This is a genomic window from Halobacterium bonnevillei, from assembly GCF_009831555.1.
Classification (GTDB): Archaea; Halobacteriota; Halobacteria; order Halobacteriales; family Halobacteriaceae; genus Halobacterium; species Halobacterium bonnevillei.
Window position 1 is genome coordinate 1 of the sequence record NZ_WUUU01000097.1, and the last position, 11,256, is coordinate 11,256.

Below are 11,256 nucleotides of genomic sequence, written 5' to 3' on the forward strand. Positions count from 1 at the left end.
TGCCGCGGGCGCAGCTGCCGGTGCGGCCGCGGGCGAATCCGCCGAGGAGACCCCCGAGGAGCTGTTGAGCAACGAGGAGCGCGTGAAGCGGTTCCTCCGCGAGCAGGGCGGCCGCGCGAAACAACAGGACGTCGTCGACGCGATGGGGTGGACGGAGGCCAAGACGAGCCAGGTCGTCAAGGGCATGCGCGAGGACGACGAACTGGAATCCTTCCGCATCGGCCGCGAGAACGTCCTGAAGCTCCCGGACGTCGACCAGTACGAGGAGTAACGGGCGTCGAGACGAGACGAATCACCGGTTCTCACCTGTTCGTTCCGTCCCGCGTAGCGGCGGCTGTTCTCGAGATTCGGGGGCTGCCGCTCCGTCCAGTGGGTCCGTCGAAACGCGTTTGCGAAGTCCACGGAAACCCCCAGTTCTCGCGGGCGCCAATTGAAGTTCGCTTCCCGCTCGTCTTGTCAGCGTACGTGGTCAAAACCGGCGCGTTGCGGGTTGTCGTGCCGTACCACTGCGGGTTCGATGCAGCACGCCCTTATACGAGCCGCAGATACTGCCGTGGCATGACCGACAGCGGCCCACTGGCAAACATGCTCGCGCAGATGGAGCAGGCGCGGGAGTACGTGGACATCGACGACGGCATCTTCGAACGACTGCAGTCCCCCGAGCGAACGCTCACCGTCAGCCTCCCGGTGCGGATGGACGACGGCAGCGTGGAGGTGTTCGAGGCGTACCGGTGCCAGTTCGACAGCGCGCGCGGCCCGTTCAAGGGCGGCATCCGCTTCCACCCGAACGTCTCCAAGGAGGAGGTGTCGGCGCTCGCCGGCTGGATGACGTGGAAGACGGCGCTGGTCGACCTGCCGTTCGGCGGCGCGAAAGGCGGCATCATCTGCAACCCCAAGGAGCTCTCGCAGGCCGAAATCGAGCAGTTGACGCGCCGGTACACGGAGGGCATCCGACGGATGATCGGGCCGGACATCGACATCCCTGCGCCGGACATGAACACGAACCCGCGGACGATGGCGTGGATCATGGACACGTACTCGATGTACCAGGGGTACGCCGTCCCGGAAGTCGTCACGGGGAAGCCGCCGGAAATCGGTGGGACCGACGGCCGCGTCGAGGCAACGGGGCGCGGCGTCTCCATCGTGACCGAGGAGACGTTCGAGTTCCTCGGCACGGACGTCGAGGACGCGGACGTCGCCATCCAGGGGTACGGGAACGTCGGGAGCGTCACCGCGCAACTGCTGTCCGAGCGCGGCGCGAACGTCGTCGCGGTCTCCGACGTGACGGGCGCCATCTACGACCCGGACGGCCTGGACGTCGAGAAGGTCGGCGCGTACGTCGCGAACAACGACGGTCGCCTGGAGGGCTACGAGCCGGCCGAGTACATCACCAACGACGACCTGCTGACGCTGGACGTCGACGCGCTGATTCCGGCAGCCATCGAGGACGTCATCACCGTGGACGTCGCCGAACGCCTGGAAGCGGACGTCATCGTGGAGGCGGCGAACGGCCCGACGACCTTCGACGCCGCGGGCGTCCTGCGCGAGCGCGGCGTCCCCGTCGTCCCGGACATTCTGGCGAACGCGGGTGGCGTCATCGTCTCGTACCTCGAGTGGGTACAGAACAGCCAGCAGTACTCCTGGGAACTCGAGGAGGTCAACCGGGACCTCGAAGCGCGCCTGACGACGGCGTTCGACGAGATGCTGGCCGCCTACGAGCAGAAGGACATCCCGGATCTCCGGACGGCCGCGTACACCATCGCGCTGGAACGGACCGCGGACGCCCACGAATACCGCGGGCTGTTCCCGTAAAACCGCGGGCGTCGCGGGAACCACCGACCTGGCCCGTAAAACCGCGGGCGTCACGGGAACCACCGACCTGGCACTGTAACGCGGTTGGCGCCGCGGGATCCGCTCAGTTGGAGTGACTCAGTCGAACGAACCCAGTGGGAAAAATCACACAGTTCGGGGAGAGCAGTCAAGTATTGCCGGTGTGTGGCCTCACCCACAGGTGGACTCCCCGATGTCGGGTCACGGCCGCGCGTTCACGGAACTATCGTTCGAAACCGCGGACACCGCGTACCCAGCGGTCCAGCTGTCCGCGGAACTGGACTGCCGCGTCGACCTGCTGGAGTTCATGCACACGGACGCGGACGGCCTCGTCATCTTCGTTCGCCTCCAGAACGAGGCCGCCGACGAACTCCGGACGCGCGTCCAGTCCCTCGACGTCGACGCCGAAGTGCGGGTGCTGCAGGCGGTCGGCGAGGAGTTGCTCGCGGAGTACGTGCCCGAACAGTCAATCGTCGGGACGCTCGCCCGACACGGCGTGATACCGCAGTCGGCGGTGGCGACCGAGGGCATCGTATCGATTACGGGCGTCGTTCCCGGTGACAGTGACAGTCGGCGCATCGTCGAGCGCGTTCAGCGCGACCACCCGTCGGTGGAGTTCACGGGAAAACGCGACGCCGAGGTCGTCGCGCCGCTGGTCACGGAGGCCGGCGTGCGGTCGCTGTTCGGGGCGCTGCTCACTGACCGGCAGTGGGAGGCGGTTCGCCTCGCCTACGAGCGCGGCTACTTCGACCAGCCGCAGGGCCACTCCCAGACCGAACTCGCCGACGAGATGGGGATCTCTCAGAAGACGTTCAGCCAGCACCTCAACGCGGCGCAGCGGAAACTCCTCTCGGTCGTGTTCGACGGGTAGCACGCCCAGTTCTACCACGTTCGTCGTTGTCACGGTTCACATCACTACATCGAGGTGTGCAACATATGGGGGTGACGCCGCCAGTTGTGGTATGAGCGAGCCAGGAGCGAGCGATGCCTGACCCGGGGGGCGACCCGGACGCGGAAGCGGTCGAGAGCGGCGGGAGCAGACGTCGCGCGGACGCAGACGCGGAGGACAACGGCGGTAGCGATACGCAGCAGAACACAGCCACGAGCAGTCCCAGTGGCAGCAGCGACGGTCTCGAAACGGTGCTCGTCGTCGAAGACGAGGAACCGCTCGCGGACCTCTACCGAGATTGGCTGGCCGAAACCTACGACGTCCGCGTCGCCAACACGGGCCGCGATGCCCTCGACCAACTCGAGGAGGCGGTGGACGTGGTGTTGCTGGACCGTCGGCTCCCCGGTATCTCGGGCCACGAAGTCCTGAACCAGGCGCGCGCGAGTGACGAGGACTACCAGGTCGCGATGGTGACCGCGGTCGAACCCGACGTGGACGTCCTCGAGATGGGATTCGACGACTACGTGTCGAAGCCGATCGAGCGGGACGAACTGCGGTCGCTGGTCGCGAGTCTCGCTGCGCGCAATCAGTACAGCGGGTACGTCCAGCGGTACTTCAGGTTGCTGTCGAAGCGCGCGGCCCTCGAACGCGAGTTCGACGGCGACCTCGCGGACTGCCCCGACTACCAGGCCCTCCTCGAGGAGATTACTACCGTGGAGGCGGACCTGGGCGCGCTCGTCGAGGAGTTCACGACGCGGGACTTCGACGCGCAGTTCTACTGGTTTTCCGACGGGAACGCGGCCGTGGGCGACTGAGCGGCCGGCCGAGCCGGCTTCGACGGAGAACGCTCAGAAGTTCGTGTGGAGCTCCGTGCCGTCGGGGACGCTGACGTCGATCGGGTTCGTCTCCCCGGCGTTGACGACCGACTCGCCGGCGCACGACGACACCGCGACGTAGCAGTCCTGTTCTGCGCGGAACTGCACCGCGTCGCCGGGTTCGGACTGCGGCTCGCGGATGTCGATGTAGGTCTGTTCGGCGATGGTGGACTTCATGAACACGTTGAGCGTGTCGAGGACCAGTTCCTCGTCGACGCCGAGCGGTTCGAGCGCCTCTGTGAGGTTCTCCCGACAGCCGTTCTGGTCCGGTTGGTCGTAGTACTCCTCCAGCACCCACTCGTTGCAGGGCGCGTACAGCAGGTCGTGCGTCCCGCAGTCGTCGCCGGTGATGGTGAGGATCTCGCGTCCCCGCGTCGTGTAGAGCGTGTCGCCGTCTGTGACGCGGACCTTCCCGTTCCTGCGGTAGCTGTACTTCGTCGAGAAGCGCTCCGCGTGGTCGTCGGCGTTGAACGCGACGAGGTCCGCGACCTGCTGGCCCTCCGGGTCGGTCACCTCGAAGGTGTCGCCGGCTGCGACTTCGAAGGCGGCGCCGCGCTTCTCCGGGATGCGTTGACGTAGCAATGTAATCAGTACGAGGGATAGCCGGAGACACCATAAATAGTCGCCCCCAGATGGATAAGTTCGGACAGAATTCAATTCGTCTCGGAGGGTTCGTGCCGGTTGGCCCGACTACCGGAACCGTACTGGGGCTCTCAAGAGCCATATTCCGCTCGGCGACCCCGCCGTCCACGATTCAATCGCCGACACCGCGAACCGACTCGCCTCTAGGCCACCCCTACCAGTTATGGTGTGTGACAGTTACGCCGAAGACATGGACAACGTGGACACCGTGCGTCGGGGGTTGATTGCGGCCGTCATCGGGGGCGTCGCGGCCGGGGGTGTGTTCTCGCCAGCGGCGACGTACCTGGACCAGTTCGCGCCGCTATCGGGCGACGTCTGGAACGCGACCACTGACCAGCCGCCGAGCGACGTCGACGGCCCCCACGGACAGGCCACCCTGCAGTACGACGGCCGCCGCGTGCCCGAGGTGTCGGCCGACGAGGAGGCGGCGCTGTACTACGCTGTCGGGTACGCCCACGGCACTGACCGACTGTTCCAGATGGACCTCCAGCGGCGGCTGCTGCGCGGGCAGCTGTCTGCCGTCGTCGGCGACGCCGCGCTGGACTCCGACGAGTTCCACGTCCGAATGGACTTCGCGCGGGCGGCGGCCGCGAACTGGACCGCGCTCCAGTCCCGGAACCCGGCGGTCGCTGACATCCTCGATGCGTACGCCGAGGGCGTGAACGCCGCCCGCGACGACCAGCACCTCCCGCCGGAGTTCGAACTCCTGGACTTCGAGCCGGCCGACTGGACGCCGGCGGACACGCTCATCCTGCAGTTACAGATCGCGTGGACGCTCACGGGGAGCTTCGAGACGCTGCGGCGCGCCCGGATCCGTGACGCGCTGGGCGACGACTACGACGCGCTGTTCCCGCGGCGGTACGACCACGACAGCCCGATTCTCCGCGGCTCCGCCTCGTTCGCGGAGCGCCGATCAGCGGAGCGCGACGCGGCAGTCCCGGACGCCGCGCTCACGGACTGGCTCTCCGCGTTCGAGTCGCCGGACGGCGTCGGGTCGAACAGCTGGGTCGTAGGCGGCGACCACACCGACAGCGGGAGTCCAATCCTCGCCAACGATCCCCACCTGTCGTTGCTCGCGCCGCCGGTCTGGTACCAGCAACACCTCGACGCCGACGACTACTGGGTCCGCGGGGTGACGTTCCCGGGCGTCCCGTTCGTCGTCATCGGGGAGAACCACGCCGGCGCGTGGGGGTTCACGAACGTCGGTGCGGACGTATTGGACTGCTACGCGTACGAGACCGACGGGGACCAGTACCGCTACCGCGGCGAATGGCGCGACTTCGACACCGAGGAGCACACAATCGAGGTCGCGGACGGCGACGACGTCACGGTCACGAAACGCACGACCGTCCACGGGCCGCTCGTCGAGCGAGAGGGACAGCGGGTCGGCGTCTCGTGGACCGGGCTCACCGCCACGTCGACGACCGACGCCGTCTACGCGTTCGCTCGCAGCGACGGCCTCGATGACTTCCGGGCGGCCGTCCGGGACTTCGACCTGCCGACCCAGCACGTCGTCTACGCGGACCGCGACGGGAACACGTACTACAAGACGACGGGCCGCATCCCGATTCGGCGCGTGGACGGCGATGCGGTCCCGGGCTGGCGGGTGTTCGACGGGTCCGCCGGCGAGGCAGAGTGGGAGGGGTTCACGCCGTACGGGGAGTCGACGTGGGACGGCTTCGTGCCGTTCGAGGAGAAGCCCGGCGCGGTGAACGCGGACTACGTCGCGACGGCGAACCAGCGCGTCGTCGACGACCCGCGGCACTACCTCGCGGAGTCGTATTCGACGCCGTTCCGCGGGGAACGCATCTACGAACTGCTCGACGGGTGGGCGGGGGACCGCGACCTGACGCCAGCGGACATGCGCGCGCTCCAGACGGACGCGCTCGACACGCGCGCCCGACGCCTCGTTCCGCGGGTGCTGGACGCCGTCGACGTCGAGTCAGCGGGCACTCCGTTCGACGCCCTCCCGGACTGGGACTACCGGATGACTCCCGAGAGCGAGGCCGCACTGGCGTTCGCGACGTTCCTCGACGCGTACCGCGAGCGCCTCTACAGCGAGGGGTTCGACGCCGTCGGCCTCGGTGCGGACGACTGGCCGACGGACTGGGTGACCGTGCACCTCGAGGACGACGCCTCGTGGTTCGAGCGGGCAGAAACCCCGGAGAGCGCGACAGCGGCGATAGGGGCGGCTGTCGATGCCGCGGCAGCACGCATCGCCGACGAGGGCTGGGAGACGTACGGCGACTACAACGTCGTCGCGCTCGAACACCCCTTCGACCAGTCGTTCCTCAACTATCCCGAGTTCGAGACCGACGGCTCGCCCGCGACGGTGAACAACTTCCGCCGGGACAGCGACGTCGGCGCGAGCTGGCGGATGGTCGTGCCGATGGACGGCGAGGCGACGGTCGTGCTCCCCGGCGGCAACGACGGGGACCCCTTCAGTGAGTCCTACGACGACCAGCTTCGTGCGTGGGCGGACGGCGACTACTACACCTTCGACCGGACGTTCGACGGCCGAACCGTCCGCTTCGGGGGTGGTGAGTGATGCGGCGCATCGTCCTGGCCGGCGTGGTGCTGGCGACGTTCGCGCTGTCGGTTGTCCACTGGCTGGGGTTGCTGGTCGGCGGCGTCGCCGTCGGGTTGCTCGCGGGTTCGTGGCCGCGTGCGCTCGCGGGCGGCGCCGGATTCGGGTTGGTCGCGTGGCTCGGGTTCCTCGCTGTACTCGCGAACGCCGGGCGGCTCGACGGCTACCTGGCATCGGGACAACTGCTGTACGTGAGTCTCGCGATACCGCTCGTGCTGGGCGCCGTCGGCGCGCTCTCCTTCTTCTTCAGAACTCGCGGGCGTACTGCGTGAGGAGGAAGGTCACGAGCACGAGCACGCCGAAGAAGCCGATGGCGAACCAGATACTCGCTACCTCTGCGGCGTCCGCGATCTGTGGACTCGCGAGCCAGAGTACAGTCACGATACCACCGATGACCAGCGCGTACACGTACGCTCGCAGGAAGTCGTAGGCGAGGCGTACGCGGTCCATGCACCCGGGTTCCGAGTCGACCGCCTTAGCCATTCGGGTCGGCGCCGCTCCGGCGCGCGAATTATGGTGCCGGCACGCGAACCCGGAGTCGTGACTGTCGCCGACACGCAGTCGTTCTACGGGCGGTGGGCGCGCGCCTACGACTGGTTCGTTCGCGTGCTCCCCGGCATCGACGGCCTCCGCAGCGCCGCGGCCGACGCGCTCTCGCTGTCCCCCGGCGACACCGGCGGTCGACCTCGGGTGCGGCACGGGCGCGAACCTCAGACACCTCCGCGACAGGGTCGGCCCCACCGGCACCGTGGTCGGCGTCGACCTCACGCCCGGAATGCTGGCGCGCGCCGAATCCCGCGTCGAGCGCGCCGGCTGGCAGAACGTCCACCTCGTCCCGGGGTGACGCCGGCGCCCGCCCGTCGCTGGCGTCGACGCGTCCTCGGCTCGTTCGTCGTCGGACTGCTCCCGGACCCCGAGGGGGCCGGCAAGCGATGGCTCGACTGTCTCGTGGACGGCGGACGCGTCGCCGTGCTGGAAGCCGGCCGGAGCGACCACCGGGTCGGCAGCCTGCTGAACCCGGCGTTCGACGCGTTCATCGACGCCGGGTCGCCAAGCGGCGGCCGCGACCAACCCGGCACCGAACTCGACGCCCGCATCGAGACACGCGGAGGACACTCGCCGAGGACGGGACGCTCACCCGCGACGAACGCCGGACCGCCGGGTTCGTGCACCTCATTGCGGCACAGCGGCGCGGCGCCTGTCCCGAGTGACATGTCAGCCGAGGAGCGACGAGACAGCGGGCTGAACGGAGACGCGCCCTCGGGCAGTTCTCGAGTGCCGGACGGGGGCGCCGAAGTGGGCTGCCACCGACTTTTGGACGCGAAAACTCGAAGCACTTTAAGTCCGGCGTGGTCACGGGAGTAGTATGACTGACGTAGACGTGGCCATCGTAGGGGGCGGGCCGGCCGGGTCGGCCGCCGCGTACGCGGCCGCCGACCGAGGTGCGGACGCCGTCGTCTACGAGAAGGGAGTGCCGCGCGCCGACCGAGAGCGACTCGGCCCGGACTCGACGGACGCCGCCGGCTTCCTCGACTACTGGCTGGAGATCGCAGACATCGACTTCGCCGACATCCCCGAGGACGTCGTCGAACAGGAACTCGTGGACGCGGAGTTCATCGGTCCCGACGAGGAAGTCGTCGTCGACCGCACCGGCATCGACGCCGACTACGACCACTTCGGGTTCACGTTCCACCGCGCGAAGTTCGACGACTGGCTGCGCGACCGGGCGGACGCCGCGGGCGCCGACTACGTCGCGGGCACCGCCGTGAAGGACGTGGACTCCGACCTCTCGAACGGCCACGAGCACACGCTCCACCTCGGGGACGGGGAGACCGTCACCGCGGAGTACCTCGTGCTCGCGGACGGCCCGCAGCGCCAGGTGACGATGCGCGTGCTCGACGACTTCCTGCCGGCGGAGAAAGCCGTCAGCAACCTCCTGAACCCGCGCTCCGCGAACCACATCGCCTACCAGGAGTACCGGCGGTTCCCCGACGAACTGTTCGACGCCGACTCGATGAAGTTCTGGTGGGGGTGGATGCCGGGCGAGACGGCCTACCCGTGGGTGTTCCCGAACCGGAACAACGTCGCGCGCGTCGGCCTGACGATGCCGATCGGGCTGGACGTCGACGACTACGACGCCAGCGAGTGGCGGCTCCTCCGCGAGGACGACGACCGAATCCCCGCCGGGACGGAGTACATCCGCCGCCTCCTCGAGGAGCTGTACGGCGACGAGTACGACGTCGAAACGGACTTCCCCCTGGTCGACGGGCACGGGAAGTCCAAGAGCACGGAGACGTACGCCATCTCCTCGACGCGACCGATCGAATCCCCGACGGACGCGGGCATCGCCGTCGTCGGCGGCGCGATGGGGACGACGTCGGCGTTCCACGAGGGCGGCGACCACGTCGCGCACCGAACCGGAAAACTCGCCGGCGGGCTGGCCGCCGAGGGCCGCCTCGAGAACTACAACGACGCTTGGCACGACGCCATCGGCGACGAGATCAAGCGCAACGTCGCGATGGCGGACGTCGTCGGCGACTACGGGCCGGCCGACTGGGACAAGACCATCCGCGTCACGCGCCAGATGCTGGAGGCCAGCGACAACGGGAAGATCATCTCGAAGTCGAACGCGCGCTCGGCCGCGGGCGGCCTGAAGCTGTACTCGCAGTACCGGCGCGCGAAGTTCCGCTACCGGAAGGGGAAGTACGCCCAGCTACGCGAGTCCGACTACACGGTCTGAGCCCGCTGATTCGTCCTACACGACGTTCGACTCGTCGGTGTCGCTCCCGGACTCGAAGCGGTCGGCCACGAGCGCGCTGACGTCGGTCAGAGCGAACTCGCCGTCGACGCACAGTTCCGCGACGAGTTTCCCGGTGGCGGGCGCGTGCTGGAAGCCGTGCCCCGAGAACCCGGCTGCGACGACGAAGCCGGGCAGCGGTTCGTCCAGAATCGCGTGGTTGTCCGGTGTGACCGCGTACAGGCCGGCCCAGCCGCGCTTGATGCGGGAGTCGCCGTCGAAGTACGTGGTGTGGCCGGCGGCGCGCTCGACGGCTTCGGCAGCCCAGTCGATGTCCATCGACTCCGAGTAGCGGTCCGGGTCGACCGGGTCGGTGTCGCCACCGAAGTGCCCGCCGACGATGGCATCGCCCTCGCGCTCAGGCCGGAAGTACGACCCGCGCTCGAGGTCGATGGTGAGCGGCACGGACTCGGGGACGGACTCCGTGGGTTCGACGACGGCCACCTGGCGGCGGTGCGCTTCGATGGGGAGGTCGAGGTCCGCCATCGCGGCGAGCTGGTTCGCCCACGCGCCGGCGGCGTTCACCACGAAGTCCGCGCGCAGGGTTTCGGCCTCGGTTTCGACGCCCGTGACGACGCGCTCCGTACCGCTGTCGTCGACGAGCACGTCCGTGACCGCGGTCTTCGTGCGGACGTCAACGCCGGCCTCGCGCGCAGCGCCGGCGTACCCCTGGACGGCGAGGTTCGGGTCCGCGAACCCGTCCTCGTCGTGGTAGGTCGCTGCGACGAAGTGCTCGGGTTCGAGACCGGGGCAGTACTCCCGGGCGGTCTCCGGGTCGACGTACTCGCTGTCGACCCCGAGGTCGTTCTGCATCGCGACGTTCTCGCGGAACTCGGCGGCGGTCTCCTCGCTCCGCGCGAGAAAGAGGTAGCCCGCCTTCCGGTGCTGGATGTCCACGCCGAACTCGTCCTCGAAGTCGTCCCAGACCTCGCGGCTGGCCTCGGAGAGTCGGACGTTCACGGCCGTGGAGAACTGGCTGCGGATGCCGCCAGCCGAGCGCGCGGTGCTCTGCATCCCGAGCGACCCCGCCTCGCAGAGCGTGACGTCCACGCCCCGTTCGGCCAGATAATGCGCGCTCGACAGTCCCACGATTCCCCCGCCGACGACTACCACGTCCATGTCTGCATCTCACACGGTGAGTCGTGAATAAGTCTACCGGGGCGTCGGCCGAACGAAGCGACACCTCGTCGTCCGACAGTTCGCTTGCCGGCCGGGAAAACGCTAACTCGCTGGCCCCCGTCGCCGCCGACATGACACTCGTCCTGTCGGACGACGACGTCGCCGGCCTGCTCGAACTGGACGCGCTCGCGCCGGTCGTGGAGCGCGCGCTCGTCAAACAGGGCGCCGGCGACGTCGAACGGCCGGACCGCCCGCACTATCCGGTCGGGGAGGGACTGGACTCCGAGGAGCCACTCGGGACCGGCCTGACGATGCCGGCGTACGTCCACGGCGGCGCGTACTTCGCGACGAAGCTCGTCGGCGTCCACGACGACAACCCGAGTCGCGGCCTGCCGACGATTCACGCCCAGATCGTGCTCGCGGACGCCCGCACCGGCGAGCCGGTGTCGTTCATGAACGGCAAGCGCATCACGAACGCCCGCACCGGCTGCATCGGCGGCCTCGCCGCCCGTGAACT

Annotated in this window: 11 protein-coding genes and 1 pseudogene; 9 read left to right on the top strand and 3 right to left on the bottom strand. The window is 68.5% G+C overall.

The window, feature by feature from the left end; translation table 11 throughout:
- From GRX66_RS11875 to GRX66_RS11890, 4 genes are all read left to right on the top strand, one after another.
- Positions 1 to 271, top strand: a 271-nt coding sequence (locus tag GRX66_RS11875; RefSeq protein ID WP_394351526.1) for a helix-turn-helix transcriptional regulator, incomplete at its 5' end; no start/stop codon positions are given.
- A 287-nt stretch (positions 272 to 558) separates the two neighbouring features.
- Positions 559 to 1,812, top strand: a complete 1,254-nt coding sequence (locus GRX66_RS11880; protein WP_159526755.1) for a Glu/Leu/Phe/Val family dehydrogenase — start codon at positions 559 to 561, stop codon at positions 1,810 to 1,812.
- Between the two features lie 211 nt (positions 1,813 to 2,023).
- Positions 2,024 to 2,701, top strand: coding sequence for a helix-turn-helix domain-containing protein (locus GRX66_RS11885; protein WP_159526756.1), 678 nt, complete (start codon positions 2,024 to 2,026; stop codon positions 2,699 to 2,701).
- A gap of 113 nt (positions 2,702 to 2,814) precedes the next feature.
- A complete protein-coding gene (locus tag GRX66_RS11890) occupies positions 2,815 to 3,534 on the top strand; it encodes a response regulator (RefSeq protein ID WP_159526757.1) in 720 nt (239 codons plus the stop codon).
- A 33-nt stretch (positions 3,535 to 3,567) separates the two neighbouring features.
- Here GRX66_RS11890 and GRX66_RS11895 read toward each other — a convergent pair whose 3' ends face one another.
- The gene (locus GRX66_RS11895) at positions 3,568 to 4,176 is read right to left on the bottom strand and encodes a DUF1989 domain-containing protein (RefSeq protein ID WP_159526758.1); all 609 of its coding nucleotides are present in this window, start codon (positions 4,174 to 4,176) and stop codon (positions 3,568 to 3,570) included.
- A 250-nt stretch (positions 4,177 to 4,426) separates the two neighbouring features.
- Here GRX66_RS11895 and GRX66_RS11900 point away from each other — a divergent pair, with 250 nt between their 5' ends.
- Together GRX66_RS11900 and GRX66_RS11905 are read left to right on the top strand one after the other, a co-directional pair.
- Positions 4,427 to 6,784, top strand: coding sequence for a penicillin acylase family protein (locus tag GRX66_RS11900; protein ID WP_159526759.1), 2,358 nt, complete (start codon positions 4,427 to 4,429; stop codon positions 6,782 to 6,784).
- Entirely contained in the window at positions 6,784 to 7,095 is a 312-nt protein-coding gene (locus GRX66_RS11905) for a hypothetical protein (protein WP_159526760.1), read from the top strand. The genes GRX66_RS11900 and GRX66_RS11905 overlap by 1 nt, the downstream gene beginning before the upstream one ends.
- On the opposite strand, the gene GRX66_RS11910 is transcribed toward GRX66_RS11905, so the two are convergent.
- Positions 7,070 to 7,273: a hypothetical protein gene (locus GRX66_RS11910; protein ID WP_159526761.1), complete on the bottom strand. Its 204-nt coding sequence runs from the start codon at positions 7,271 to 7,273 to the stop codon at positions 7,070 to 7,072. The genes GRX66_RS11905 and GRX66_RS11910 overlap by 26 nt on opposite strands.
- Positions 7,274 to 7,367: 94 nt before the next feature.
- Here GRX66_RS11910 and GRX66_RS19995 point away from each other — a divergent pair, with 94 nt between their 5' ends.
- Positions 7,368 to 7,667, top strand: coding sequence for a class I SAM-dependent methyltransferase (locus GRX66_RS19995; protein ID WP_233745491.1), 300 nt, complete (start codon positions 7,368 to 7,370; stop codon positions 7,665 to 7,667).
- A 522-nt stretch (positions 7,668 to 8,189) separates the two neighbouring features.
- Positions 8,190 to 9,563 (top strand): NAD(P)/FAD-dependent oxidoreductase, encoded by a 1,374-nt coding sequence (locus tag GRX66_RS11920; RefSeq protein ID WP_159526762.1) that lies wholly within the window; start codon positions 8,190 to 8,192, stop codon positions 9,561 to 9,563.
- A gap of 15 nt (positions 9,564 to 9,578) precedes the next feature.
- Here the strand turns inward: GRX66_RS11920 and GRX66_RS11925 are convergent, their stop codons facing one another.
- Positions 9,579 to 10,739: an NAD(P)/FAD-dependent oxidoreductase gene (locus GRX66_RS11925; protein WP_159526763.1), complete on the bottom strand. Its 1,161-nt coding sequence runs from the start codon at positions 10,737 to 10,739 to the stop codon at positions 9,579 to 9,581.
- Positions 10,740 to 10,870: 131 nt separating this feature from the next.
- Between GRX66_RS11925 and GRX66_RS11930 the strand changes: the two are divergent.
- Positions 10,871 to 11,256 (top strand): annotated as a pseudogene (locus tag GRX66_RS11930) (ornithine cyclodeaminase family protein); the annotation flags it as partial.

Bases quoted from the DNA above. Each gene is read 5' to 3' on its own strand.
- GRX66_RS11880 (WP_159526755.1), top strand. From the start codon at position 559: ATGACCGACAGCGGCCCACTGGCAAACATGCTCGCGCAGATGGAGCAG.
- GRX66_RS11885 (WP_159526756.1), top strand. From the start codon at position 2,024: ATGTCGGGTCACGGCCGCGCGTTCACGGAACTATCGTTCGAAACCGCG.
- GRX66_RS11890 (WP_159526757.1), top strand. From the start codon at position 2,815: ATGCCTGACCCGGGGGGCGACCCGGACGCGGAAGCGGTCGAGAGCGGC.
- GRX66_RS11900 (WP_159526759.1), top strand. From the start codon at position 4,427: ATGGACAACGTGGACACCGTGCGTCGGGGGTTGATTGCGGCCGTCATC.
- GRX66_RS11905 (WP_159526760.1), top strand. From the start codon at position 6,784: ATGCGGCGCATCGTCCTGGCCGGCGTGGTGCTGGCGACGTTCGCGCTG.
- GRX66_RS11910 (WP_159526761.1), bottom strand. From the start codon at position 7,273: ATGGACCGCGTACGCCTCGCCTACGACTTCCTGCGAGCGTACGTGTAC.
- GRX66_RS11920 (WP_159526762.1), top strand. From the start codon at position 8,190: ATGACTGACGTAGACGTGGCCATCGTAGGGGGCGGGCCGGCCGGGTCG.
- GRX66_RS11925 (WP_159526763.1), bottom strand. From the start codon at position 10,739: ATGGACGTGGTAGTCGTCGGCGGGGGAATCGTGGGACTGTCGAGCGCG.